Origin of the sequence: Paralysiella testudinis (genome assembly GCF_016894345.1) — a bacterium.
Taxonomy (GTDB): domain Bacteria; phylum Pseudomonadota; class Gammaproteobacteria; order Burkholderiales; family Neisseriaceae; genus Paralysiella; species Paralysiella testudinis.
Genome location: NZ_CP069798.1, coordinates 2,004,384 through 2,030,837 on the forward strand (window position 1 = coordinate 2,004,384; position 26,454 = coordinate 2,030,837).

The 26,454-nt window shown below is 54.0% G+C and carries 26 protein-coding genes and 1 pseudogene; 17 read left to right on the plus strand and 10 right to left on the minus strand.

Features of this window, described 5'->3' with window-relative positions; translation table 11 throughout:
* Positions 1-199: 199 nt before the first annotated feature.
* From JQU52_RS10355 to JQU52_RS10365, 3 genes are all read left to right on the plus strand, one after another.
* On the plus strand, positions 200-847 hold the full coding sequence (locus tag JQU52_RS10355) for an IS110 family transposase (protein WP_230338180.1): 648 nt from the start codon (positions 200-202) through the stop codon (positions 845-847).
* A gap of 20 nt (positions 848-867) precedes the next feature.
* On the plus strand, positions 868-1,203 hold the full coding sequence (locus JQU52_RS10360) for a transposase (protein ID WP_230338027.1): 336 nt from the start codon (positions 868-870) through the stop codon (positions 1,201-1,203).
* A 181-nt stretch (positions 1,204-1,384) separates the two neighbouring features.
* A complete protein-coding gene (locus JQU52_RS10365) occupies positions 1,385-1,927 on the plus strand; it encodes an isochorismatase family protein (RefSeq protein WP_230338412.1) in 543 nt (180 codons plus the stop codon).
* A 130-nt stretch (positions 1,928-2,057) separates the two neighbouring features.
* On the opposite strand, the gene JQU52_RS10370 is transcribed toward JQU52_RS10365, so the two are convergent.
* From JQU52_RS10370 to dapF, 3 genes are read right to left on the minus strand one after another with little or no spacing between them, the layout of a single operon-like run.
* The gene (locus JQU52_RS10370) at positions 2,058-2,663 is read right to left on the minus strand and encodes a hypothetical protein (RefSeq protein ID WP_230338413.1); all 606 of its coding nucleotides are present in this window, start codon (positions 2,661-2,663) and stop codon (positions 2,058-2,060) included.
* The gene (locus JQU52_RS10375) at positions 2,660-3,319 is read right to left on the minus strand and encodes a DUF484 family protein (RefSeq protein WP_230338414.1); all 660 of its coding nucleotides are present in this window, start codon (positions 3,317-3,319) and stop codon (positions 2,660-2,662) included. The genes JQU52_RS10370 and JQU52_RS10375 overlap by 4 nt, the downstream gene beginning before the upstream one ends.
* On the minus strand, positions 3,319-4,173 hold the full coding sequence (gene dapF, locus JQU52_RS10380; RefSeq protein WP_230338415.1) for a diaminopimelate epimerase: 855 nt from the start codon (positions 4,171-4,173) through the stop codon (positions 3,319-3,321). The genes JQU52_RS10375 and dapF overlap by 1 nt, the downstream gene beginning before the upstream one ends.
* Positions 4,174-4,322: 149 nt before the next feature.
* Between dapF and JQU52_RS10385 the strand changes: the two genes are divergently transcribed.
* The 4 genes from JQU52_RS10385 to JQU52_RS10400 all read left to right on the plus strand — a co-directional run bounded on the left by JQU52_RS10385 (position 4,323) and on the right by JQU52_RS10400 (position 7,320).
* The gene (locus JQU52_RS10385) at positions 4,323-4,832 is read left to right on the plus strand and encodes a DUF4442 domain-containing protein (RefSeq protein WP_230338416.1); all 510 of its coding nucleotides are present in this window, start codon (positions 4,323-4,325) and stop codon (positions 4,830-4,832) included.
* Positions 4,833-4,964: 132 nt separating this feature from the next.
* Positions 4,965-5,438, plus strand: a complete 474-nt coding sequence (locus tag JQU52_RS10390) for a NemA protein (RefSeq protein WP_230338417.1) — start codon at positions 4,965-4,967, stop codon at positions 5,436-5,438.
* A gap of 215 nt (positions 5,439-5,653) precedes the next feature.
* A complete protein-coding gene (aroC, locus tag JQU52_RS10395; RefSeq protein WP_230338418.1) occupies positions 5,654-6,763 on the plus strand; it encodes a chorismate synthase in 1,110 nt (369 codons plus the stop codon).
* A gap of 119 nt (positions 6,764-6,882) precedes the next feature.
* Positions 6,883-7,320, plus strand: a complete 438-nt coding sequence (locus tag JQU52_RS10400; RefSeq protein ID WP_230338419.1) for a ProQ/FINO family protein — start codon at positions 6,883-6,885, stop codon at positions 7,318-7,320.
* Between the two features lie 118 nt (positions 7,321-7,438).
* Here JQU52_RS10400 and JQU52_RS10405 read toward each other — a convergent pair.
* A pseudogene (locus JQU52_RS10405) lies at positions 7,439-7,773 on the minus strand (transposase).
* Between the two features lie 20 nt (positions 7,774-7,793).
* Positions 7,794-8,441, minus strand: coding sequence for an IS110 family transposase (locus JQU52_RS10410; protein WP_230338180.1), 648 nt, complete (start codon positions 8,439-8,441; stop codon positions 7,794-7,796).
* Positions 8,442-8,778: 337 nt separating this feature from the next.
* On the opposite strand from JQU52_RS10410, the gene JQU52_RS10415 reads away from it, so the two are divergent.
* Positions 8,779-9,537: a TatD family hydrolase gene (locus tag JQU52_RS10415; protein WP_230338420.1), complete on the plus strand. Its 759-nt coding sequence runs from the start codon at positions 8,779-8,781 to the stop codon at positions 9,535-9,537.
* 140 nt (positions 9,538-9,677) lie between these two features.
* On the opposite strand, the gene JQU52_RS10420 is transcribed toward JQU52_RS10415, so the two are convergent.
* The 3 genes from JQU52_RS10420 to putA form a co-directional block, all read right to left on the minus strand.
* Positions 9,678-9,980, minus strand: coding sequence for a hypothetical protein (locus tag JQU52_RS10420; protein WP_230338421.1), 303 nt, complete (start codon positions 9,978-9,980; stop codon positions 9,678-9,680).
* Between the two features lie 104 nt (positions 9,981-10,084).
* Complete coding sequence (locus JQU52_RS10425; protein WP_230338422.1) at positions 10,085-10,963, minus strand: EamA/RhaT family transporter; 879 nt, start codon at positions 10,961-10,963, stop codon at positions 10,085-10,087.
* Between the two features lie 74 nt (positions 10,964-11,037).
* Positions 11,038-14,637 carry a bifunctional proline dehydrogenase/L-glutamate gamma-semialdehyde dehydrogenase PutA gene (gene putA, locus JQU52_RS10430; protein ID WP_230338423.1) on the minus strand — a complete coding sequence of 1,200 codons (3,600 nt, stop codon included), beginning with the start codon at positions 14,635-14,637 and terminating at the stop codon, positions 11,038-11,040.
* A 149-nt stretch (positions 14,638-14,786) separates the two neighbouring features.
* On the opposite strand from putA, the gene JQU52_RS10435 reads away from it, so the two are divergent.
* From JQU52_RS10435 to galE, 6 genes are all read left to right on the plus strand, one after another.
* Entirely contained in the window at positions 14,787-15,056 is a 270-nt protein-coding gene (locus tag JQU52_RS10435; RefSeq protein WP_230338424.1) for a hypothetical protein, read from the plus strand.
* A gap of 263 nt (positions 15,057-15,319) precedes the next feature.
* Positions 15,320-15,772, plus strand: a complete 453-nt coding sequence (gene nrdR / locus JQU52_RS10440; protein ID WP_230338425.1) for a transcriptional regulator NrdR — start codon at positions 15,320-15,322, stop codon at positions 15,770-15,772.
* A 131-nt stretch (positions 15,773-15,903) separates the two neighbouring features.
* Entirely contained in the window at positions 15,904-16,485 is a 582-nt protein-coding gene (locus tag JQU52_RS10445; RefSeq protein WP_230338426.1) for a cytochrome C, read from the plus strand.
* Between the two features lie 17 nt (positions 16,486-16,502).
* Entirely contained in the window at positions 16,503-17,609 is a 1,107-nt protein-coding gene (ribD, locus tag JQU52_RS10450; protein ID WP_230338427.1) for a bifunctional diaminohydroxyphosphoribosylaminopyrimidine deaminase/5-amino-6-(5-phosphoribosylamino)uracil reductase RibD, read from the plus strand.
* Between the two features lie 67 nt (positions 17,610-17,676).
* Positions 17,677-18,537, plus strand: a complete 861-nt coding sequence (gene rfbD, locus JQU52_RS10455) for a dTDP-4-dehydrorhamnose reductase (RefSeq protein WP_230338428.1) — start codon at positions 17,677-17,679, stop codon at positions 18,535-18,537.
* Positions 18,538-18,695: 158 nt separating this feature from the next.
* On the plus strand, positions 18,696-19,706 hold the full coding sequence (gene galE / locus JQU52_RS10460) for a UDP-glucose 4-epimerase GalE (protein WP_230338429.1): 1,011 nt from the start codon (positions 18,696-18,698) through the stop codon (positions 19,704-19,706).
* A 225-nt stretch (positions 19,707-19,931) separates the two neighbouring features.
* On the opposite strand, the gene JQU52_RS10465 is transcribed toward galE, so the two are convergent.
* A protein-coding gene (locus tag JQU52_RS10465) for an IS5 family transposase (protein ID WP_230338430.1) occupies positions 19,932-20,697 on the minus strand; the annotation gives its coding sequence in 2 pieces (ribosomal slippage) (positions 19,932-20,654 and positions 20,656-20,697; 765 coding nt in all).
* A gap of 663 nt (positions 20,698-21,360) precedes the next feature.
* On the opposite strand from JQU52_RS10465, the gene JQU52_RS10470 reads away from it, so the two are divergent.
* From JQU52_RS10470 to JQU52_RS10480, 3 genes are all read left to right on the plus strand, one after another.
* Positions 21,361-21,945 (plus strand): DDE-type integrase/transposase/recombinase, encoded by a 585-nt coding sequence (locus JQU52_RS10470; RefSeq protein WP_328301417.1) that lies wholly within the window; start codon positions 21,361-21,363, stop codon positions 21,943-21,945.
* A 168-nt stretch (positions 21,946-22,113) separates the two neighbouring features.
* Positions 22,114-22,566, plus strand: a complete 453-nt coding sequence (locus JQU52_RS14805) for a DUF3302 domain-containing protein (RefSeq protein ID WP_328300383.1) — start codon at positions 22,114-22,116, stop codon at positions 22,564-22,566.
* On the plus strand, positions 22,566-23,699 hold the full coding sequence (locus tag JQU52_RS10480; protein WP_230338432.1) for an HlyD family secretion protein: 1,134 nt from the start codon (positions 22,566-22,568) through the stop codon (positions 23,697-23,699). Before JQU52_RS14805 ends, JQU52_RS10480 begins: the two co-directional genes overlap by 1 nt.
* Before the next feature lie 151 nt (positions 23,700-23,850).
* Here JQU52_RS10480 and ppsA read toward each other — a convergent pair whose 3' ends face one another.
* Positions 23,851-26,238 carry a phosphoenolpyruvate synthase gene (gene ppsA, locus JQU52_RS10485; RefSeq protein WP_230338433.1) on the minus strand — a complete coding sequence of 796 codons (2,388 nt, stop codon included), beginning with the start codon at positions 26,236-26,238 and terminating at the stop codon, positions 23,851-23,853.
* Between the last annotated feature and the right edge of the window lie 216 nt (positions 26,239-26,454).

Below are 26,454 nucleotides of genomic sequence, written 5' to 3' on the forward strand. Positions count from 1 at the left end.
ATTCAAGAATCCGACCTTGTATCTCTCAAGCGGTGAGTAAAACGCGTATTATTCCCGCCCCGTATGGCAGCAAACTGTATCCGACCCAAGTGCCCGACACTGAAATGTAGATAACACTGCCATACACCTCATCCTACAATCTGAATGGTATCCAGTGCGCGGCAGCGCCCGCAAGACACTGCATAAATAAGGATAGATTATGATGAACTTCCAAGTATTGGGCATCGACATCAGCAAAAACAAATTAGATTGTGCTCTTATCCGCGACATTGGCAGCAGTAAAATCAAAACCAAAGCATTGCCAAACCACCTCCAAGGCTTTAACCAACTGACAGAATGGCTGTATAAAAACATCGGTGAAGACTTAAGCCTACTCAAAATTTTCATGGAAGCCACCGGCGTTTACCACGAAGCATTGGCAGAGTACCTGCATAACAAAGGCATCGCCGTTTATCTGCTTAATCCTGCCGACAGTGCCCATTATGCCAAATACGACAGCTTGCACAAAACCGATAAGGCTGATAGCCAGTCACTGGCCAGAGCCGGTATTGACCGCCTCATGCACCACAAAGTACGCCAATGGCAGCCTGCTGCACCCCACATCAAGCGGCTCAACGCACTACTAGCCCGTCTAGATGCGCTGCAAAGCGATCTGCAGCGTGAAGACAACCGCATGGAGAAAGCCGGATTCAGCGCTGTTCCCGAAGCGGTCAGCCAGTCCATCAGCACCATGCAGACCAATTTGAAGCAGCAGATTAGCACCATCACACAGGAAATCGAACAACATATTGACCGGCATCCTGATTTGAAAAAGACCGTGCTTTACTGCGCAGCATACCCGGTGTAGGTGAAGTGGTTTCATTGCGCATGGTTGCGCTCTATCATAGCAAACATTTTACCTCCGCCTCGCAAATGGCTGCCTATTTGGGATTGGTGCCGAAAAAACGGGAATCCGGCAAACACAAAGGCAAAGCCATGCTTTCCAAGCGGGGCAGTTCGGTCATACGAGCTAAGTTGTATATGGCTGCGGTGGTTGCAAAAACGTGGAATCCGGATATTAACGCGCATTACCGCAGACTGAAAGCCAGAAACAAAACGGAAATGCAGACCATCGGCGCAGCGATGCGCCGCTTGGTACAGATTTGCTTTGGTGTGTTGAAGCACCAATGCGAATATCAGGCCAAAATAACCATTGCGGCTTGATGCGAGAGATGGTATCTACGCAAGGGTTTTGAATAACCTTTATTAAACATGACAGCCCTGCTACCTACGCGGCTGCGATATGAGTGCAGTTTTACATTTATCAAAACTTCAGGCTGCCTGAATGGCCGCACCCAACACCATAAAACCAACAATAAACCATAAGAAACCATAAGGAGAAATCATGTTACTGAATACCGACGAATCCGCTCTATTGATTGTCGATGTGCAAAGCCGTCTGCTGCCGGCCCTCAGCCACCCCGAAGCCTTGCTGGAGCGTACCGTGTGGCTGGCCAAACTGGCGGCCACTTTAAACATTCCCACCGTGATTTCCGAGCATTGCCCCGACAAAATCGGCCACACCGATGCCGCCGTAATGGCTGCGGCACCGGCTGCGTTGGTGGTAAAAAAACAGGATTTTTCCGTGTGTGCCGAAGGCTGCCTGAATACCGGCATGCTCGGCGGTGCCAACCAAATTGTCTTGGCCGGTATTGAAGCGCACGTGTGCGTGCTGCAAACCGCGCTGGATTTGCGCCAACGCGGCTATCGGGTGTTTGTGGTGGCCGATGCGGTGGATTCACGCGCCGCTGCCGACCGTGAGCTGGCCTTAACCCGCCTGCGAGACAACCGCTGCCAAGTGGTAAGCAGCGAAATGGTGGCGTTCGAATGGCTGGGCAGCGCCCGCCACCCGCAATTCAAAGCAGTGCACCGCGACTTTATCCGTTGATTGGGTTGGCTTAAATCATACGCTGCCTGCAAGCCATTGATACGGCCACACCCCAAAATAAAACCAGCCCGAGCAATCATCCGGGCTGGTTTTATTTTGAAGTACTGCTAAATAATTATCCGCAACACCGCTAACCATGCCCAAACCGTTTACCCAAATCCACCAGCACAAACAAAGCCTGGATCAGCAATGAAATCAGAAAGCCGGCCTGCAACTGCGGCCATGAAAAGCGGTTGGGGGCTTCGTTATCCAAGCGGCGGTGGGCGTAAAACAGCGCCATTAATAGCCACTGGCTGCCCAGCCAAAACACCGGTTGCAGCCAATATTGATACCACAGCGCAGGCCACACATAGAGCGTGAGCCCTTGCGGATAGGATGAATACACCAGCAACAACAGCACGATAAAGCTGAGGTGCTGCACTACGCCGCTCACCGCCAGCAAGGCCAGATAGTCGCCGCCTTGGCGCATTTGCCAGCTGCCCTTAGCATGGCGGCGCCAAGCCAGTAGCCACAAGCACACCGAGGCGGGCACCACATAAGCATGGGGCGCATAGACATTGCCGATATGCGCCACACCGAGCACGCCCGGCAGCAGCCGCATCGAAAATACCGCGCTGCCCAGCCACAGCAATACCGCCAGCCACAGCCACAACCATTGGCGTTGGCGCAAGCTTTGCCATACAAACAGGCTGATGTAGAGCGCCAATACCCATAAACTGATATTGCCCCACATCATGCGGCCAAGCCCATCATCCGCCCCAGTGCTACACTTAAGCTTTGTGCCATTTCGGCCACCAAATCGGTTTCCAAATCGGCATGAAAATAAGCGGCGTCTTCATGCCCAATCAGCAACACCGCCAGCAAAACATTGCCACGCCACACCGGCAGCTGTAAAAAGCTGCCCAAAGGCGGCTTGTTTGCCAACAATGCGGCCACCGGCTCCGGCAGGTGTTGGCCGCATTGTGGTGCCGACAGCTTTCCCCACGCTTTTTTCAAGGCGCTGTTATCGGCGGCCTGCAAAGCCTGCGGGATACGCGCTTTATTCGCCGGGGCTTGCATGAGTTTCAGCACATGATGCGGCAAGGCAAAATCTTCGCTGAGGCTGTCGCTACACGCCTGCGCCAACTGGCCTACGGTATTGGCGGCCAGCAGGCGGTGGTTAAACGCCAGCAATTTGGCAGTGGTGCTGCGGTTGCGCTCGGCATCGTCCAGCATTTGCGCCAATTGCGCGGCCATGCGCTCGGTTTTCTGCTTCAAAACATTCAGGCTGCCTTGGTTGAACGACAGGATTTTGGTTTCATCGGCACGGATGCCCAAGGTTTGGGCATGGGTTTGCAAAAATTCGGGGTGCTGCTGCACATAGGCCAGCACCGTTTGTTCGTTTAATGCCATCAGTAGCTCACTTCCCCTTCAAAAACAGTTTGTGCCGGGCCGGTCATCAACACATGATCAGCGTCGCTGCCGGCCCAACGAATATGCAAGCTGCCACCGGGCAAATCCACTTGCACCGGCGCCTCGGCATCCAGCAGCCCTAAGCGAATGCCCGCCACCGCAGCGGCACAAGCGCCGGTGCCGCAGGCTTGGGTTTCGCCGGTGCCGCGCTCGAATACGCGCAGCTTGATGTGCTGTGGCGACAATACCTGCATAAAGCCCACATTCACCCGCTGCGGAAATTGCGGGTGCGATTCAATCGCCTCGCCCAAACGCGCCACCGGAGCGGCGGCCACATCGTCGACCACAATCACCGCATGCGGGTTGCCCATATTGACGCAGCTCACCGGAATCGGCTCGGTGCCCACCAATACGGTGTGGGTTTGCGCGCGGGCGTCTTCCTGGGAAATGGGCTTAAACGGAATGTACTCGGGCGCAAACAGCGGCTTGCCCATATCCACATCCACCAAGCCGTTGTCGGCCAGCCGGGGCAAAATAATGCCGCCGGCGGTTTCCACCACGATTTCACGCTTGTAGGTAAGCTGTTTGTCGGTAACAAAACGCACAAAGCAGCGCGCGCCGTTGCCGCATTGCTCTACTTCGCTGCCGTCGGCATTGAAAATACGGTAGCGGAAATCGCCCACCGCCGTTTGCGGTGCTTCAATCAGCAGCAATTGGTCAAAGCCGATGCCGGTGTGGCGGCTGGCCCAAGCGGCAATCGGCGCGGCGGCCGGATCAAAGCGCTGATTGATGCCGTCTACCACCATAAAATCATTGCCCAAGCCATGCATTTTGGTGAATTTTAAAGTGTTCATACTAATCATCCCCTTGGGAGCAGCGCACAAGGTGGTTATCATACCCAATCGCCGCGTTCAGAGTAATACCGGCGCACAAAAATAATCTGCCCGCGCAGGCTTGTATTGCGCTAATTTGATAACAATAAAACAATAAATAAAGGAAACCCATGCGTATTGAAAACACCATGGCGCGCCAACTGCGCCAATTAGACAAATTTCCCGCCGGCTGGAAAGTATGGCTGCAAACCCAGATTATGGGCCGCTTTGTGCCGTTTCTGAAAACCGCCGGGTTGCGCTTTGAGCGCATCAGCCACGAAGAAGTGTGCGTGAGCGTGCAAAACCGCAAGAAAATCCAAAACCACATCAACGGCGTGCACGCCTGCGCCATGGCACTGCTGGCCGAAACCGCCACCGGCTTTGTCACCAATATGAACACGCCCGACGATAAGCTGATTTTGCTCAAAGCCATGCACATCAACTACACCCGCCGCTCGGTGGGCAATATGCGTGCGGTGGCGCAGATTAACGACGAACAAGCCGCCATGATTGCGCAAGAAGAACGCGGCAATCTGGTGGTGCCCTGCACGGTATACGACGACAGCGGCGAGCAGCCGGTGGAAGTGGAAATGACCTGGGCCTGGGTGCCGAAGCAGAAAAAAGAAGATGCCGCGGTTTGATTAAAGCCATGCCGATGCCCTTTTCAGGTAGCCTTATACTTTAATAATAAAGCTGCCTGAAAGTGCATTTGGCTATGCCTTGGGCTATACTGATGCTTCCGGCTTCGCCGCATTTATCAAGGCCATTTGATTATGAAATCCACCTACTTCCTCACCCTGCCCTGCACCCTGTTGCTGGCCGCGTGCATGCCTTCGGGCATCTCTATCGGCATTGGCGGCGGTGGCAGCAATTTCGGCATTGGCACCTCCTTGAACTTCCCCTTGGGCCAAAACGTCAACAACAGCGGCCTGAACATCAGCGAAGAGCAAATCATCACTTTCTTTGATGCCCACTTTAAAGCCCAACGCAGCCCGGCCAAAGGCGGCTACTACCGCGAATTACTGGCCAAACGCCCCGGCAAACTTTACTTGGTGCAAGACTTCTACGAAGACAGCCGCCGCAAACGCACTGATCCCATGCTGCTGCAACAAAGCCAGCTGATGGATTTCTACGCCTACCCGGCCGACGGCAGCCACAGCGTGTACTACAACAACGGCAATCTGGCCACGCAAACCCAATACCAAAACGGCAAGGCCGTGCGCAGCGAATCGTGGCCGGAACACTAACAGCCCGTTCACAATCTTTTATTGTGAACGGGCTCTAAGGCTGAAACAACAGGCTGCCTGAACAGCGCGTTCATGTTAAACTTTGCGCCTTTCACCCACATATAGTGGAATGAAGAATAAAGTGATACAAGGCGAGCCAACGCCGTAGCACTTTTTATGCATTTCACTATAGTGCTTTCAGGCAGCCTGAAAGCCAATTCCACACAGGTTTGTTTATGGCAGGCAATACATTCGGGCAAATATTCACCGTAACCACCTTTGGCGAAAGCCACGGCTCGGCACTTGGCTGCATTATCGACGGCTGCCCGCCCGGCCTGGCCTTAAGCGTTGCCGACATCCAAGCCGATTTAGACCGCCGCCGCCCCGGCACCAGCCGCCACGTTACCCAGCGGCGCGAAGCCGATGAAGTGGAAATCCTCTCCGGCGTATTTGAAGGCCACACCACCGGCACCCCCATCGCCCTGCTTATCCGCAATACCGACCAGCGCAGCAAAGACTACGGTAACATCGCCAGCCAATTCCGCCCCGGCCATGCCGACTACACCTATTGGCACAAATACGGCACCCGCGATTATCGCGGCGGCGGGCGCAGCTCGGCACGCGAAACCGCCGCCCGCGTGGCCGCCGGTGCCGTAGCCAAAAAATGGCTGCAACAGCAATTCGGCACTGAGCTGGTGGCTTATATTACCCAAGTGGGCGAGCACATCATTGCCTTTGAAGGCGAAGAGCACATCACGCAAAACCCGTTTTTTGCCGCCAACCACAGCCAAATTGCCGCGCTGGAAGCCTATATGGACAGCGTGCGCAAATCACTGGATTCGGTGGGCGCTAAGCTGCACATCGTGGCACGCAATGTACCGGTGGGCTTGGGCGAGCCGGTGTTCGACCGCCTCGATGCCGACATCGCCCACGCCATGATGAGCATCAACGCAGTTAAAGGCGTGGAAATCGGCGCCGGTTTTGATTGCGTGGCACAGCGCGGCAGCGAACACGGCGATGAGCTCACCCCGAGCGGCTTTTTAAGCAACCATGCCGGCGGCGTGCTCGGCGGCATTTCCAGCGGCCAAGACATCCGCGTTAACATCGCCATCAAACCCACCAGCAGCATCGCCACCACCCGCCGCTCGATTGATGTTCACGGCAATGCTGTCGACATCGCCACCCATGGCCGCCACGACCCTTGCGTGGGCTTGCGCGCCGCCCCGATTGCCGAAGCCATGCTGGCCTTAGTGCTGATGGATCACGCCTTGCGCCAACGGGCGCAAAATGCCGATGTGCGCGTCAATACCCCCGACATCGCCCGCCATCCCACCACCTCTGCGTAAATTTCTCGCAAATTCCGGTCAAGTTATGCGAAAATAAAGCGTTTGACGCCGAGCGCCACATTTTATCCATGCGGGTGCTTAGCCGATACGCCGTCCGAACATCAAGGAACATCAGAAAAATGACTCAAGAAACCGCTTTGGGCGCGGCCCTGAAATCTGCCGTGCAAACCATGAGCAAAAAAAAGCAAACCGACATGATTGCCGAGCACATCTATCTTAAATACGATGTGTTCAAACGCTTCAAACCATTGGCACTGGGCATAGACCAAGACTTGGTGGCCGCCCTGCCCCAATTCGACGCCACCCTGATTGCCCGCGTGCTGGCCAACCACTGCCGCCGCCCGCGCTACCTGAAAGCACTGTCCCGCGGCGGCAAACGCTTCGACCTGAACAACCGCTTTAAAGGCGAAGTCAGCCCCGAAGAACAAGCCGTGGCGCAACAACACCCGCTGGTGCAAGCCCCCGCCCCAAAAGCCACTGCCGCCGAAACTGCGGCTGTTGCCGAAGCACCAACCCCCGCAACCGACAACGACACGGCACCCGACAACAACGCATAAACACATCTTCAAATACAGGCCGGTTTTCCGGCCTGTACTTTTATGTGAAACTCAAGCCATATCAGCCACCTACTCCGCCCGTAGGCTGTCAAATCATGCGTAGATACCATCTCTCGCATCAAGCCGCAATGGTTATTTTGGCCTGATATTCGCATTGGTGCTTCAACACACCAAAGCAAATCTGTACCAAGCGGCGCATCGCTGCGCCGATGGTCTGCATTTCCGTTTTGTTTCTGGCTTTCAGTCTGCGGTAATGCGCGTTAATATCCGGATTCCACGTTTTTGCAACCACCGCAGCCATATACAACTTAGCTCTTATGACCGAACTGCCCCGCTTGGAAAGCATGGCTTTGCCTTTGTGTTTGCCGGATTCCCGTTTTTCGGCACCAATCCCAAATAGGCAGCCATTTGCGAGGCGGAGGTAAAATGTTTGCTATGATAGAGCGCAACCATGCGCAATGAAACCACTTCACCTACACCGGGTATGCTGCGCAGTAAAGCACGGTCTTTTTCAAATCAGGATGCCGGTCAATATGTTGTTCGATTTCCTGTGTGATGGTGCTAATCTGCTGCTTCAAATTGGTCTGCATGGTGCTGATGGACTGGCTGACCGCTTCGGGAACAGCGCTGAATCCGGCTTTCTCCATGCGGTTGTCTTCACGCTGCAGATCGCTTTGCAGCGCATCTAGACGGGCTAGTAGTGCGTTGAGCCGCTTGATGTGGGGTGCAGCAGGCTGCCATTGGCGTACTTTGTGGTGCATGAGGCGGTCAATACCGGCTCTGGCCAGTGACTGGCTATCAGCCTTATCGGTTTTGTGCAAGCTGTCGTATTTGGCATAATGGGCACTGTCGGCAGGATTAAGCAGATAAACGGCGATGCCTTTGTTATGCAGGTACTCTGCCAATGCTTCGTGGTAAACGCCGGTGGCTTCCATGAAAATTTTGAGTAGGCTTAAGTCTTCACCGATGTTTTTATACAGCCATTCTGTCAGTTGGTTAAAGCCTTGGAGGTGGTTTGGCAATGCTTTGGTTTTGATTTTACTGCTGCCAATGTCGCGGATAAGAGCACAATCTAGTTTGTTTTTGCTGATGTCGATGCCCAATACTTGGAAGTTCATCATAATCTATCCTTATTTATGCAGTGTCTTGCGGGCGCTGCCGCGCACTTGGATACCATTCAGATTGTAGGATGAGGTGTATGGCAGTGTTATCTACATTTCAGTGTCGGGCACTTGGGTCGGATACAGTTTGCTGCCATACGGGGCGGGAATAATACGCGTTTTACTCACCGCTTGAGAGATACAAGGTCGGATTCTTGAATCCGACATTTGGCTGTCAAGCCAAAAGACACAATGATCTTTTTTGTGAACAAGTGTCGGATTCAAGAATCCGACCTACGGGCTGTATTTTTATACGAAATGCAAACTGTATAAGCCACCTTAGCGATAAGCCGCCGCCATGTTATTTGACACCCACTGCCATCTAAGCCACCCCGCCTTAAACAGCAGGCTGCCTGAAGTGCTGGCCGAAGCCGCCACGCAAGATGTGCGGCGTTTTCTGGCACCGGCCACCGGCGCCGAAGACTGGGCTGCCGTGGCCGCACTTGGCAGCGCGCAGATTGATATTGCGCTGGGCATTCACCCGTGGTTTGTCGATGGCCAGCCCGCCGATGCCTTGGATAAGCTGGCACAATATCTGCACGCACACCCCAAAGCCTTGGTGGGCGAAATCGGCTTGGATTTCCACCCAAATCGCCGCCACCACGCCGCCGCCCAAAGCGCCTGCTTTGAGGCACAGCTACAATTGGCGCAAAGCCTACAACGCCCGATTGTGCTGCACAACCTCAAAGCCGATGCCGCCTGCTTGGCCGGCATTCGCCGCTGTGGTTTTACGCAAGGCGGCTTTGCTCACGCCTTTTCAGGCAGCCTAGAAAGCGCCCAAGCATGGCTGAAACTGGGGTTTAAAATCGGCATCGGCTCGGTATTGTTCAAACAAAACGCCCAAAAACTCCGCCGTTTGGCCACCCATTTGGCTTGGGGCGATATGGTACTCGAAACCGACGCCCCATTTATGCCACCCACGCCCGACCACCCCAACCAACCCTGCAACACCCGCCGCATCGCCGAAATCGTGGCCGCCCTGCGCCAAAGCGATTGGCAAACCGTGGCACAGCACACCACCCGCAATGCGCTGATGGTGGTGGGTAGGGCTGCCTGAAAAAAATGGATTGCCGAATCAGGCTCGGCAATTCATTGGTAAGTAAATTGAATTAATGCAACTAGAGTTACGTACTGGTATAAATAAAGCGCAGCCTATATTACAAATTGAAGTTACGCACTCGTATATAAAGCAGTCATTTATAAATTATTTTGTTCAGGCTGCCTGAAACGCATAATCCGTGCAGCCATCCCCTTGGCGCAGCCGAACGGAACATGGTTTTGGCGAAAACAAGGGCGGTCCGGAGCGCAGCGACTAGCGCCCGCCGCCAAAAGCATGTGTAGTGAGGGAAGTTTGGCGCAGCCAAACCTGCAACCGGGGTCGCCTTTCTTTTGCTTACTTTGCTCGCCGTAGGTGCGCTTCGCGTGAGCGAAGCAAAGAAAAGTAAGTGGCCGCGCGGCCATGAAGCGCAAAGTAAAACGATGAGCAATGTCTTGTTTCAATTCACAGCTTGTTAATAAATTGCCGAATTAAGTTCGACAATGACAGCCTTACATTTCAGGCAGCCTTTGATAAACAAGTGTATAACTTCAGTTAAATTACCAAGCTACACCCCCAATATCCCCCGCAATGTATCCAAATAAAACAAGCAGCCAATCGCCATCAGCGCCAGCGCAATCCCGGCGGCATTAATGCTGTGGATTTTTTCTTTAAACACCAGCGCGCCCACCAGCGTGCCCAGTGTAATCACCCCCAGATTCATGCCCGCAAACACCAGTGTGGGATTGCTGCCGTAGGCTTGGTGGGCGCGGATGTAAAACAGGATATTGGCGAAATTCAGGCAGCCCAGCAGCAGTCCGCCCAAAATACTGGCGGCGTTAAAGCGGGTTTTGCGCCACCACAGCCAGCCAAACATGCCCACACCCGCCAGCACAAACGCCAGCAACAGCGTGGCCGAAAATGCCTGTCCGCTTTTGGATAGCTGCTTGAATAAAATATCAATCACGCCGTAGCCCGCCCACACGCCCAGCAATAAAGCCGCGGCACCGGCGCTGTTATTATTGCCGCCTTTGCCACCGCCGTCTTTATACAACAGCGCCAGTAAGGCCATAAACGCCAAGGCAATGCCCACCACTTTATTCACGCTTAAGGTTTCGCCAAACAGCAAAAACGCCGCCGCAATCGGCAAAAACAGCGATAAACGCTGCGCTGCATCCGATTTCACAATTCCGGCCACCGCCACCGAGCGCCCCATAATCACAAACACACTGGGTAGCAATACTCCTAAAGCCAAAAACAGCGGCCAGCCCGATAATAAACTCTGCCATTGCCCCAAATCGGGGCGCAAAAAATACCCGCAACACAGCGCCGCCACCACATAATTCACCGCAATCGCCTGCTCAATCACAATACCGCGGCCACGCGCCACCTTCAGCAATACCGACACCGCCACACTGCATACAATACTGATAATTAAATAAAGCATAAAAATCCACTGATTGTGTCAATAAAAACACAGGCTGCCTGAAACTTTCAGGCAGCCTGTAATACCAGCAACGCTTACAGCTCCGACATCGCCATTAAGCTGGCATTGCCACCGGCGGCGGTGGTGTTGACGCTGTAGCTGATTTCGTTAAACAGGCGCAAGATGTCCACGCCTTCTGCGGCATCCCATAAATGCACAATCGGGCCTTGGCTGTCGGCCAGTTCGGCTTTCAGGTGCGGCGGCAGCGGATCCAGTTGCAGCACATGGCTGATGCCTTCGTGCAGCGGGTGCGGGCTGGCAGACAACCACGGGGTGAGGTGTTCGCGCCACAAAGCCAGCGGGTGGTCGGGGCGGATGTAGGCGTGAATACCGTTCGCGGCCAGCTCAATCAATGCGGCCACGGCGGCTTGCAAGTCGCCGCCGTAGAGCCACACTTTTTTGGGTGCGTGCCAGCTTAAGGTGTTGCGCTCGCCGGTGGGGCCGTCGAGCACCAATTCGGCGCCGCGCAAGGTATGTACTTTGCTGCGTCCGGCCACTTCAGCCAGCGCCACGCGCACATGGTGCTCAAACCCCATTTGGTCGATTACCTTGCCCAAGCGCGCCAGTGCGGCTTCGTCGGCATGGCCGGTGCGGCTGAGCACGGGCATACGCCAGTGGCGGCATTGCACCAGCCGCTGCAAATAGAAAGGGCCGCCCGCTTTGGGGCCGGTACCGGAGAGGCCGTGGCCGCCAAAGGGCTGCACGCCCACCACCGCGCCAACAATATTGCGGTTGACATACACATTGCCCGCTTGGATGCGGCTGCCGATGTGCGCCACGGTGCTGTCGATGCGGCTGTGGATGCCGTGGGTGAGCGCGTAGCCTTTGCTGTTGATTTGGTCGATGACCTTATCCAAATCGGCGGCGGCATAGCGCACCACATGCAGCACGGGGCCAAATACTTCGCGCTTCAGCTCGCTTAAATTATTCAATTCCAGCAGCACCGGTGCTACAAAAGTGGCGGCTGCGGCGTTTTCAGGCAGCTTGATTTGGTGCACGCTGCGCGCGCCGCTTTGCACGCGCTCGATGTGTGCCAACAGGTTTTGCTGGGCTTCGGCATCAATCACGGGGCCGATGTCGGTGGCCAGCAGGCACGGGTCGCCCACGCGCAATTCGTCCATCGCGCCTTTAATCATGCTCAGCATATGTTCGGCAATATCGTCTTGTAAACACAGCACGCGCAAGGCCGAGCAGCGCTGGCCGGCGGAATCGAAAGCCGAATTGAGTACGTCGACACACACTTGCTCGGCCAAGGCGGTGCTGTCCACAATCATGGCGTTTTGGCCACCGGTTTCGGCAATCAGCACCGGATTATCGTGGCGCTGGCCCAAGCTGCGGCTGATTAAACGCGCCACTTCGGTGGATCCGGTAAAAATCACGCCGTTGATGCGCTCGTCTTGCGTGAGCGCTGCGCCCACATCGCCCGCGCCCAAAATCAATTGCAGCGCCGCACGCGGCACGCCGGCTTGATGCAGCAGGCCGATGGCGTAATGCGCAATCAGGCTCGTTTGCTCAGCGGGCTTGGCAATCACGGTATTGCCTGCCACCAAGGCCGCCACGGTTTGGCCGACAAAAATCGCCAAGGGGAAATTCCACGGGCTGATGGTGACCACCGTGCCCAACGGTTTGGCATCGGCAGCCAAGGTTTGCTCGGCTTCTTGGGCGTAGTAGCGGCAGAAATCCACGGCTTCGCGGATTTCGGCGCTGGCATTGGCCAAGGTTTTGCCCGCTTCGCGCAGCGCCAACATCATCAATACCGGTTGCTGCGCTTCCATTAAATCGGCAAAACGACGCAAACAGGCGGCGCGTTCGGCCACCGGCAGCGCCGCCCATTCGCCCTGCGCCGCCACCGCTGCGGCCACCACATCAGCCACCACAGCGGGCTGGCTAAACACCACTTCGCCAACCACATCGGCATGGTTGGCCGGGTTGTTAACCGCTTGTGCGGCGGCGGCCACATCGGCCACCGCCAATAAAGAGGCTGCCTGAAACGGCTGCGTGGCTGCGGCATTCATGCTTTGCTGCAATTGCTGCAATACCTGCTCATTGCTTAAATCCACGCCTTGCGAATTGAGCCGTTCTTTGCCGTAAAGCTGGCGCGGCAGCGGCAAAGCGGCGTGCATCCGCCCGCCATAGCCTGCCGCCACATCCAGCGGGCATTCGATTAGGTCTTCAATACTCACATTTTCGTCGACAATTTGGTTAACAAACGAGGAGTTGGCGCCGTTTTCGAGCAGGCGGCGCACCAAATAGGCCAGCAAGGTTTCGTGGGTGCCCACCGGCGCGTAAATGCGCACGCGGCGGCCTAAATTTTTGGCGCCCACCACTTGGTCGTAGAGGGTTTCGCCCATGCCGTGCAAACATTGGAATTCAAAATCCTTGTCTTGTCCCATTTGGTAAATCGCCGCCAAGGTGTAGGCGTTGTGGGTGGCAAATTGCGGGAACACCGCATCGGGCGCGGCCAGGAGTTTGCGTGCACAAGCCAGATAAGACACATCGGTGTGCGCCTTGCGGGTGTACACCGGGTAGCCGTCCATGCCGTCTACCTGCGCCCATTTCACTTCGCTGTCCCAATAAGCGCCTTTCACTAAGCGAATCATCAGCTTTTGGCCGTGGCGGCGGGCGAGGTCGATCAGATAATCAATCACAAACGGGCAGCGTTTTTGGTAGCCCTGCACCACAAAACCGATGCCGTTAAAACCGTGCAAATCGGCATCGGCCACCAAGGCTTCCATTAAATCAAGCGACAATTCCAAGCGGTTGGCCTCTTCGGCATCGATGTTCAAACCGATGTCGTATTGTTTGGCCAGCATAAACAGGGCTTTTAAGCGCGGCAGCAGCTCGGCCATCACCCGCTCATGCTGGGCGCGGCTGTAGCGCGGGTGGATGGCCGACAATTTCACCGAAATGCCGTTGCCGTCGTACACGCCGCGCCCGGCACTTTGTTTGCCGATGGCGTGGATGGCATTAACATAATCTTGATAATAACGCTCGGCATCGGCTTGGGTCATCGCCGCTTCACCGAGCATATCGAATGAAAAGCGATAGCCCATGCCTTCGCGCTCGCGGCCATTGGCCAGCGCTTCGTCAATGGTTTGCCCGGTAACAAACTGTTTGCCGAGCAAGCGCATGGCGTAGTCCACACCTTTGCGGATCAAGGGCTCGCCGCCTTTGCCCAACATGCGGGTGAGCGCGGCGCCCAAATTTTGTTCATCGGTGGCGCTGGTGAGTTTGCCGGTAACCAGCAAGCCCCAAGCGGCGGCATTTACAAACAGCGACGGGCTGTGGTTGAGGTGTTTTTTCCAATTGCCGCCGGAGAGTTTGTCTTGAATCAGCTTGTTGCGGGTGGCCTTATCGGGAATGCGCAGCAAGGCCTCGGCCAAACACATTAGCGCCACGCCTTCTTCGCTGGAGAGGGAAAACTCATGCATCAATGCATCCACGCCCGACGATTTGCTGCGGTTTTGCCGCACTTGGCTTACTAAGCGGCGCGCCAGCTTTTCGGCTTCTTCTTTTTCCAACACCGTCATCTGCGCTTGTTGCAGCAAATCGGCCACCGCCTCGGCTTCATCGCGGCGGTAGGCGGCGGTGATGGCTTGGCGCAAGGCGCTGTGGTTGTGGGCAAAGGCAAACATGTTTTACGCTCCAATAATCGCGAAATAAAAATAGCATTAGCCACGGCAGGCTAACGCAGCAAAAAAATCACGCCATTATAGCGCTTCCATTGTGCGGGTTTACACCCATTTCAAAAAATAAGATAACAAGGCGGAGAGCCGCAGACAGTATGGATATACGGCAAGGCGAGCCAACGCAGTTAGGTTATTTTTTGGAATGGGTTTATCAGCTTTTTATGCTGCTTTGCGGCAAATGCAACGCCCATTTTTCAGGCAGCCTGAAAAAGCGCTGTGGCAACAAACGGCTGGTCGATTTATCCCCAGCTTATACCCGCTTTTGCCTGCGCAAAGCGGGGAAAACAACTGCGTTCGGAATACCGGTTTCACCCGTGTCGATGATGTCTCATCACACCGGTTTCTGCCTGTTTTTTAAGCAATAGCAGTTTTCACTGCCGCCAGAACGGCTTAAGCGGCTTATCCCCAGCTTGTCCGCATGGCACTGCACCATGGCGGCGGATAACGCCGCGGCAATGCCTATTTTTTAAGCAGCCCTAATTTCCCATGCCTGCGCAAATAATTAAGCGCTTTGTCCACATATTATCCGCACACTTGCGCTGTATTTGGCGGGATAAGCTTGCCAGCATTTGAAATCAACGCAACAATAAGCCCTTTTCCGCCGCCGCTTGCCCGCGGCCATGCCATTATGAAATGCCCGTTTTGCCAGCACGCCAATACTCAAGTTATCGACACGCGTTTAAGCGAAGAGCATAACTGCATCCGCCGTCGCCGTCGCTGTATGGCCTGCGATAAGCGCTTTAGCACCATGGAAAGCGTGGAAATGCGTATGCCGTTAATCATCAAACGCACCGGTGAAAAAGTACTGTTCGACCCGGCCAAACTGCACACCAGCCTTAACCGCGCCCTGCATAAGCGCCCCATCGACAGCGAAACCGTGGAAGACACCATCGCCGCCATCGAAAGCCGCCTGTATCATTTGGGCGTGAAAGAAATTTCCAGCCAGGCCATCGGCGAAATGATGCTCGACGAATTAGCCCTGCTTGACGAAGTGGCTTATGTGCGCTTTGCTTCGGTTTACAAAAGTTTTCACGATGTTTCCGAATTTACCCAACTCATTGCTTCTTTAAATAAAAAATAATCCACAGCGTCTCAGCCAAGCGCACTTTCAGGCTGCCTGAAAAGGCATTGCCGCCACCGGGCGCGTGGGCAGCCAACGGCAAAATTGCTATACTGGCGCAATCTGTATTTTTTGTGAGAACGGACTTCCCCATGTTCAAACCCGCGCTGCCCGCCATCGCCATTGCCGCACTGCTGGCACTGGCCGCTTGCTCCGATAAAAATGACACCTCTGTATCCCTGAGCGCCAGCGAAGCCGTTGCCGCCAGTACCGCCGCCCAGCCTGCCAGCGCCGAACAAACCCTAACCAGCAGCGATGGCAAAATCAGCATCACCACCGCCAACAGCCAGTTCACCGACCAACTGGCCAATGCGGCTCAATGGATGGGTGCCGACGCCCAATCCGGCTTGGTGCTGTTGCAGCGCGATGACAACAGCGGCATTACCTTATCGGTAAGCAATTTGGGTGCGCCCAAAAAGAGTGCCGATGTTTATTTCAAGCAATTGGCTGAAACGCTGAAAGCCGACAGCACATTGCAAGACGTCAACACCGGCGTCGCCACCGAAAACCGCATGAACTACCGCTTTGCGCATGAACAAGACGGCAGCACGCTGAACGAAAACTGCGTGGCCATCTACGAAGCCAGCGGCCTCTACATTGCCTGCGCCAGCAGCGACAGCGCCAGCCAACAACAATTGGCCGATGCCTTAAAAAGCATCAGCCTCAAGCCTTAATTTTAAGACCGAAATTGATGACTGCCTTTAGCACCACCGACACCCGGCTGATGCAAACCGCCCTTGACCTCGCTTGGCAAGGGCGGTTTTCTACCAGCCCCAATCCGCGCGTGGGCTGCGTAATTGCCCACGGCGGCCAAATCGTGAGCGAAGGCTTTCATCTGCGCGCCGGCGAGCCGCACGCCGAAGTACATGCCTTGCGTCAAGCCGGTACCCATGCCCAAGGTGCCACCGCCTACGTCACACTGGAGCCGTGCAGCCACACCGGCCGCACCGGCCCCTGCGCCCAAGCCTTGATTAACGCCGGTATCCGCCGCGTGGTGGCCGCCATGCAAGACCCCAACCCATTGGTGGGCGGCCAAGGCTTTGCTATGCTGCGTGCCGCCGGCATCGAAGTACAATCGGGCTTGCTGGAAACCGAAGCACGCGCCCTAAACCGCGGTTTTTTGTCGCGCATCGAGCGTGACCGCCCGTTTGTGCGCCTGAAAGTGGCCGCCAGCCTTGACGGCAAAACGGCTCTCAGCGATGGCCGCAGCCAATGGATTACTGGTGCCGAAGCCCGGCACGATGTGCAAATCCTGCGCGCCGAAAGCTGCGCCGTACTCACCGGCATCGGCACCATTCTGGCCGACAACCCGCGGCTCAACGTGCGCGCCTTTGCTGCGCTACGCCAACCAACACGCATCGTATTAGACAGCCACGCCCGCACCCCGCCCGGCAGCCACATCATCCAAGACAGCGGCAGCCCCACTGTGCTGGTACACGCCAGCACCACCCGCCCCAAGCACACCGCACTGCCACCGCATGTATCGCACCTCAGCGCGCCTACTGATGCCGATGGCCGCATTCATCTGCCCGCCTTATTGCCCTTATTGGCCCAACAAGGCTATGGCGAAATTTTGGTGGAAGCGGGCGGCACCTTAAACAGCGCCTTCTTAGAGCAAGATTGGGTAGACGAAATCGTGCTTTACCAAGCCCCGAAAATCCTCGGCCATACCGGCCAAAGCGCCTTCAGGCTGCCTGAAAACCCGCAAGCCTTAAACGAAGCGGGCTGGCACAGCCATAGTGTCAGCCCATTGGGCAATGACATCAAATGGGTGCTCACACGCCTAAACAGACCCTAGACTGGTCAAGGCAAAAACGCTATGATGCCCCAATGCTGTAGCGCAACATCATCCATAAGGCCAACCCATGCGAATTCTACTCACCGGATCCAAAGGCCAAGTCGGCCAATGTTTTAAAGACAGGCTGCCTGAAGACTGGGAGCTGATTGCCACCGACTCCAAAACGCTGGACATCACCGATGCGGGCAATGTGCTCAATATGGTGAAAACCTTCGAGCCCGATGCCGTCATCAACACCGCCGCCTACACCCAAGTAGACAAAGCCGAAAGCAACGCCGCCAAAGCCTTTGCGGTAAACGCCAGCGGCACCCTAAATCTGGCGCGTGCCGCCAAAGCCGCCGGTGCCCGCTTTATCCATTTGTCTACCGACTATGTATTCGACGGCAGCCACAACAGCCCCATCGCCGAAGACTGTCCGCCCAATCCGCTCAATGTTTACGGCCAATCCAAGCTGGCTGGCGAACTCTTGGCATTGGCCGAACACACCGACACCTTGGTGCTACGCACCTCGTGGGTCTACAGCGAATACGGCCATAATTTTGTGAAGTCCATGCTCAAACTGGGGCAGGAAAAAAACCAAATCGACATGGTGGCTGACCAAACCGGCTGTCCCACTTATGCCGGTGATTTGGCGCAAATCATCATTGCAATATTGCAACACGCCGACATCTCGCGCGGCCTCTACCACTACAGCAGCGGCCATGCCTTGAGCTGGTGCGAATTTGCACGGCAAATTTTTGCCGTGGCGGGCGAACAAAATCCGCATTACCGCCAAGTAGCGGTTAAGGCCATTCGCACCGCCGACTTGCCCACCCAAGCACTGCGCCCCGCCTACACCGTGCTCAACAGCCATGCCCTGCTGGCACGCCTGCCTTCGGCTCCGGAGCAAACGCCGCTGGTGCAGACCATTAAACGCCTGCTCGCGTAACAGGCGTTTAAACTAAAAATCAACCATGATGTGGTAAACCCGTTAAAGGCTGCCTGAAAATATTTAAATCCGTCATTGCCCATTTGATAGTGCAATCCATTTTTGCCTATTTTCAATAATGGATGCAGCAAAACCAAATCAAACAATAAGGAACTACCATGGCCGTTTTGGTTACCGGCGGCGCCGGTTATATCGGTTCGCATACCGTATTGCAATTGCTGGCCGCTGGTCACGCAGTGGTGATTCTCGACAACCTAAGCAATGCATCGGTTAAAGTGCTGAACCGGCTGGCCGAAATCAGCGGCCAGCAGATTCCGTTTTATCAAGGCGATATCCGCGACCGCGCCTTGCTGCAACGCCTATTTGCCGAGCATCCCATCGACACTGTCATGCACTTTGCCGGGCTTAAAGCCGTGGGCGAAAGCGTGCGTGAACCCTTAAAATACTACGACAACAATGTTTCAGGCAGCCTGGTGCTGTTTGAAGAAATGGCGCGCGCAAACGTGTTCAACGTGGTATTCAGCTCCTCGGCCACCGTGTATGGCGACCCGGCCAGCGTACCGATTAAAGAAACCCTGCCCGTGGGCGGCACCACCAATCCTTATGGCACCTCCAAATACATGGTGGAGCGCATGTTGGCCGACATCCAAGCCGCCGACACCCGCTGGAGCGTGGTGCTGCTGCGCTACTTCAACCCCGTGGGCGCCCACGCCAGCGGCCGCATCGGCGAAAACCCCAACGGCATCCCCAACAACCTATTGCCCTATGTGTGCCAAGTGGCCAGCGGCAAACTGGCACAGCTGTCGGTGTTCGGCAGCGACTACCCCACCACCGACGGCACCGGCGTGCGCGACTATATCCACGTGGTCGACCTAGCCGACGGCCACCTTAAAGCCATGCAGAAACACCAAAATAGCGGCGGCTTGGCCATCTACAACCTCGGCACCGGCACCGGCTATTCGGTGCTCGATATTGTGAATGCTTTTGAAAATGCCAACGGCGTGGCCGTGCCCTACCAACTATGCCCGCGCCGCCCCGGCGACATCGCCGTATGCTATGCTGACGCCGGCAAAGCCGCCACTGAGCTTGGCTGGCAAGCACAACATAATCTGGCCGACATGATGCGCGACGCTTGGCGCTGGCAAAGCCAAAACCCAGATGGCTATTGAAAATACCATATCAGGCAATAGTCATAAAATGTGAACAGGCCCTAGGGTCTGTTCACATTTTAGCCGTGCACCAGATTTTGAGCAGAAAAGTCTGTGTTCAAGGCGAAAAGCACAGCAAGGTTGAACACCTTACGCGCATTTTCAACGCAAAAAGCGGGCTTTTAAGCCAAAATAGGGCACGCGATGAAATGTGAACGGGCCCTAGGGTCTGTTCACAATTACTTGTCATAAAGGTAACCACATCACAATGCACCCCAATAAAACCGTACTGTGGAAGTTACGTTTCAGCTTATCGTAACGGCTGGCAATCGCTCGAAAATGTTTCAAACGGCAAAAGGCATTCTCTACCAAATGCCTGATTTTATATAAATACCAGTCCATGTCTTTATTTTTCTCTTCCCTATTGCTTTTATAGGGAATATTGGCTTTCGCACCGCTTTGCTCTATTTGCTCCCTGAGCCGGTCTGAATCGTAACCTTTGTCCGCATTAACCAACTCAGTTTCGGCAAGGTTGATGTTGTCAAGCAGCTCCGGTGCAACGGTGACATCATGGATATTGCCCGCAGTAACGATAACCTCAATCGGATTGCCTGCAGCATCTACAGCCAGATGAATCTTGCTGGTTCTGCCGCCTCGGCTCATACCGATTGCGCGATCCTCTTGCGCACTGAGCGCTGAGGCTGCGGCGCAGTGTTGGTGAGCACGGATATAACTGCCGTCTATGGCTACCCACTCCAAGTCACTCTCTTGGCTGAGCTGTTTCAAGATTGCAGTAAAAATGCCTTTTTCTGACCAACGGTTATAAGCGGTATAAACAGTATGATACTTGCCGAAATACTCGGGCAAATCCCGCCACGGTATGCCGGTTCTTATTCTGTAAAGTATGCCTTCAAGAATTCTGCGCAAATTGGGTTTGCTATAAATACCCAAATCACGCAGAATAGGGTAACAGCTTCGTCCAATGTTCATCTTTGAGTAGTGTACGGGGCATCGCAGGTGTATTGGGGGGTGTGAGAACTTCCTTTTATGCCTGCGTTTCTTTTTTATTCAAGGGTATGACAAGTAATTGTGAACAGACCCTAGAGTGGAATAAATAAAAAACGGATACAAGCTCGCGTCGCGTGCGTGGTGTCGCCACGCACGCAGTTTAAAATTATTATCTTTGTGTCAGTTTTTCTTTTATTTCACTATATGTTTAGTCCCTGAATTTTATGGAGTATCATTACCCCAATTAAAAGAGACCGACTTATGGCAAGCATATTGCATGGTAACGCCAAGACTACGCCTAGAATCAGAAAAGAAATACAAGAGTCTGAAGAGAGCATCGCAGCGTTAGCTAAAAATACAATATTAATTTCAAAACCGTTCTCTACTGGAAACACGCAGATTCGGTCGAAGATAAAAAGTCCGGCCCCAAAACCCGCCCCAGCGTGTTGACCGAATCGGAGCAGCAGGCAATCTGTACCGTCCGGCGACATCTGCGGCTGTCATTGGACGAGCTGTATATCATCTTCAAGCCCAATATTCCAAAGCTGAGCCGCTCCAATCTGCACCGGTGCTTGCAACATCACGGATTGTCGCGCTTACCCAAGAATGAATCCGATGGCCAAAAAGGTAAAAAACATTCAAACAATATCCGGTTGGCTTTGTCCATATCGACATCACCGAGGTGCGTTGTGAAACCGGCAAGCTGTACCTGTTTGTCGCCATCGACCGCAAAACCAAATATGTTTATGCAGAACTTCATCCGCGTATGACGCAGAAAACCGCCGTTTCTTTTCTGCGCAACCTACAACAAGATTGTGTGTTTAAAATCACCCATATCCTAACGGACAACGGTGCGCAGTTTACCTACAACTTGCTGAGCCAAGCACAACGGCCTGATAAGGAGCATCCGTTTGACGAGCTTTGCCGGCATTTGGGCATTGAGCACCGTACCACGAAATTCCGTCATCCATGGACGAACGGGCAGGTGGAGATTACCAACAAGATGCTGAAAGAGGTAACGGTCAAACGCTTCCACTATGAGCATCCTGACGAACTTAAACGGCACTTGATGGTATTTTTGCTGTATTACAACCATCAACGCCCCTTACGGTCGTTGAAGTACAAAACGCCTTGGCAGGCTTTGGAAGATTGCTATAATCTAGAGCCTGAATTGTTTCGTGAAAATCCATTCCAGAAGATTATGGGTCTTAACAACTATATATTCTGTCTGAGGCAATCATTACAGCAATGATTATTTGAGCTATTTGATGGTAAACAAAATATGTAATATGAGTTAAAATTCATATTTTATAAATTTTGAATCAAACCGCCAGTGCGCCATTTATTCATTATTTTCTAAATATCAAAGTCATGCCGAATCCGGGCATGGCATTTTTTATTTTTTATTCAAGAGAACGTTATGTTTTTAGACTATCTGGCTCTTTTCTTTCTGATTTTTGCGAGCTTGGCTATTTTCTATGGAATTATCGCCATTCACGATATCCCTTATGAAATCGCCAAAAAACGCAACCATCCGCATCTGGAGGCTATTCATTATGCTGGCTGGGTGAGCTTGTTTACTTTGCATGTGATTTGGCCTTTTCTGTGGATTTGGGCAACGCTGTGGCAAAAAGAAAACGGTTGGGGCAATGGCAATCACCAAAAAGACAGCCAAACTTTGCAAAATTTGATTGCCATTAGCGGCCAAGTGCCTGAATTACAGGAAAGTACCCGCAAGCTGGAAGCGGAAGTGGCGCGTTTAAACCAAGAATTACAAGCCCTGTCGGCACAGCTACACGCCAAAGCCGATATCAATACCGGCATGGATAACAACATCGGCACCAATGAGCCGCAAAGCGAAGGAAGCCTATAATGGAATTAATGATTTTGGTGATTTATGCCTCCGTTTGCGTGGGTATTTTCAAGCTGTTTAAAATTCCTTTAACCAAATGGACGGTGCCCACCGCCATTTTGGGCGGGGTGGTGTTATTGGTGTCGATGCTGTTATTTATGAACTACAACCACCCACATACCAAGTTGGCCACACAATATTATGTGACCACCCCCGTATTGGCGGATTTACGCGGGCGGATTATTGAGGTCACGCCCACCCGTGCCGACCAGCTGATTAAAAAAGGCGATATTTTATTTAAAATCGACCCCGAACCGTTTCAGGCAGCGGTGGATATGCGCAAAGCCGAACTGGCCGCAGCGGATCAAGGCATTGCTTCTTTAAATGCAGACGTTAATGCCGCCAAATCCACTTTGGAAGAAGCTCGGGTGCGCTTAAAACAAAAAAGCCAGGAATACGAGCGCTATCGCGCTTTGGCTGGCTCCGGCGCGGTAACGCAATCGGATGTTGATATTGCCAACCGCGAATACCTGGCCGCCAAAGCCAATCTGGAAACCAGCACCGCCAATGTGCAAAAAGCCCAAAGCAGCTACGGTTCCGCCATCAACGGCGTGCACACCAGCGTGGCCACCAAAGAAGCGGCATTGCGCCAAGCGCAATTTGAGCTAGATTCCACCATTGTGCGTGCGCCCACCGATGGCTACATCACCCAAAACTTCTTGAAAGAAGGGATGATGACCAGCACCCTACCGCTGCGCCCGTTAATGACCTTTGTGCACCAGCAAGACCGCATGTATGTGGCCGCCTTCCGCCAAAACTCTTTGTTGCGCTTGAAAGCGGGCGACGAAGCGGAATTGATTTTCCCCGCCATTCCGGGCAAAGTATTTCAAGCAGAAGTGGTGGGCGTATTGCCCACCATCGGCGAGCACGAGGTACAACCCAACGGTATTTTGTATACGCAAAAGTTTATTGATAATTCGGCCCGCACCATGGTGCAGCTGAAAATAAAAGAGGATATGTCCGGCTATCATCTGCCTTTTGGTACCACGGCCGAAGCGGCGGTTTACACCGAGCACGCCCACCATCTGGCCATGATGCGCAAAATTTTGCTGCGCATGAATAGCTGGAAAAACTATCTCTATCTGGATCACTAGTCAGATATAAAATAAGGCTGCCTGAAAAGTTTTGGCTTCGCAAAAACTTTTCAGGCAGCCTTTATTGTAAATCAACTTACTCCTTGCCACTCAAGTCATAACAAAAAAACCGCTGCTTTTCAGGCAGCGGTTTTTTTGATTACTCAACAGCTTATTTTTTCAGCTCTTTGGCCAAATACATCCACGTTTCAATCACTGTATCCGGGTTGAGCGAAATGGTTTCGATGCCTTCTTCCACCAGCCATTTGGCAAAATCGGGGTGATCCGAAGGCCCTTGGCCGCAGATGCCCACATATTTGTTCAGCTTGCGGCAGGCTTGAATGGCCAGGTGCAGCATGACTTTTACCGCCGGGTCGCGCTCATCGAAGGTGCTGGCAATCGGGCCGCCGCTATCGCGATCCAGCCCCAAAGTGAGCTGGGTCATGTCGTTGGAGCCGATAGAGAAGCCGTCGAAGTATTTGAGGAACTGCTCGGCCAACACCGCGTTGGTGGGCAGCTCGCACATCATAATCAGGCGCAGGCCGTTTTTGCCGCGCTCCAAGCCGTTGTCTTTCAGCGCATTCACCACCGCTTCGGCTTCACCCAAGGTGCGCACAAACGGAATCATGATTTCCACGTTGGTGAGCCCCATATCGTCGCGCACGCGTTTGAGCGCTTGGCACTCCAAGGCAAAGCAGGCTTTGAAGTCGTCGGACACATAGCGTGCGGCGCCACGGAAGCCGAGCATGGGGTTTTCTTCGTGCGGCTCGTAGAGGTTGCCGCCAATCAGGTTGGCATACTCGTTGGATTTGAAGTCAGACATGCGCACGATGACTTTTTTCGGGTATACCGAAGCGGCCAAGGTAGACACGCCTTCGGCGATTTTGTCCACATAAAATGCCACCGGCGAGGCATAGCCGGCAATACGGTCGCTGATGGTTTGCTTCAGCTCGCTGTCTTGTTGGTCGAATTCCAACAAGGCTTTGGGGTGGATACCGATTTGGCGGTTGATGATGAATTCCATCCGCGCCAAGCCGATGCCTTCGTTGGGCAGGCCGGAAAACGAAAACGCCAATTCGGGGTTGCCCACGTTCATCATGATTTTGGCCGGGGCTTCGGGCATATTGTCCAGCGCCAGATCAATCACGTCCACTTTAAGCAGGCCTTCGTAAATCAGGCCGGTATCGCCCTCGGCACAAGACACGGTAACTTCTTGGCCGTTTTGCAATACTTCGGTGGCGTTGCCGCTGCCCACCACCGCCGGAATACCCAGCTCGCGGGCAATAATGGCGGCGTGGCAGGTGCGCCCGCCGCGGTTGGTGACAATGGCAGCGGCGCGTTTCATCACCGGCTCCCAATCGGGGTCGGTCATGTCGGTTACCAATACATCGCCCGGCTGCACCACATCCATTTCGGAAGCGTCTTTAATCAAGCGCACTTTACCTTGGCCTACTTTCTGACCGATGGCACGGCCTTCGGCCAGCACGGCGGACTTTTGCTCAATGCGGTAGCGGCGCAGGGTTTTGCTGCGGTCTTCTTGCGATTTTACGGTTTCCGGGCGCGCTTGCAGGATGTAGAGCTTGCCGTCCACCCCATCGCGACCCCACTCGATGTCCATCGGGCGGCCGTAATGCTGTTCGATAATCAGGGCATATTGCGCCAACTCGGTGATTTCTGCATCGTTGATGGAGAACTGCTTGCGCTCGGCTTCGTCCACATCCACCGTTTGCACCGATTTACCGGCCACAGCTTCTTCGGTGAAAATCATTTTGATGAGCTTGGAGCCCATGTTTTTGCGCAAAATGGCCGGTTTTCCTGCTTTGAGCGTGGGTTTGTGCACGTAGAATTCGTCTGGATTTACCGCGCCTTGCACCACGGTTTCGCCCAAGCCGTAAGAAGCGGTGAGAAACACCACTTGGTCAAAGCCGGATTCGGTATCCATGGTAAACATCACCCCGGCCGCGCCGCTGTCGGAGCGCACCATGCGCTGTACCCCGGCCGACAAGGCCACCACATCGTGGGCAAAGCCTTTGTGTACGCGGTAGGAAATGGCACGGTCGTTGTATAAAGAGGCGAATACGTGCTTCATCGCTTCTTTTACATTATCCAAGCCATTGATGTTCAAAAATGTTTCTTGCTGGCCGGCAAAAGAAGCATCCGGCAAATCTTCCGCTGTGGCCGAAGAGCGCACCGCCACGGAAATGTTTTCGGTGCCGGCATCGGCCACCATTTTTTCCCAGGCTACCTGAATGTCGGCATCCAGCTCGGGCGGAAACGGGGTGTCCAAAACCCATTGGCGGATTTCCTTACCCACCCGCGCCAGCGCCACCACATCTTCCACATCCAGCGCGGCCAGCGCGGCGCTGATGCGCTCGCTCAAGCCTTCATGCGCCAAAAAGCGGCGATAAGCATCGGCGGTGGTGGCAAAGCCACCCGGCACGCGCACGCCTTTTTCGGTGAGTTGGCTAATCATTTCGCCCAATGAAGCGTTTTTGCCGCCCACGTTTTCCACGTCGGTCATGCGCAGGTTTTCAAACCAGATTACGTTGTTACCAGCCATGTTGTCACATCCAGAGGATTAAATAAATGTGCCGGTATTCTATAAGATTCGCACTGCCACTGTCATGCCTTTTTGCTGTGCACAAAACACACCAGCAGGCGGAAAATACCACGCCGCCGCACAGGTGCTTTTTTTAGAGCAGCTACTTTCAGGCAGCCTATTGGCACATTATCTTATTTAAATCATACCAATAGCCATCTATGGCACGGCTTAAAG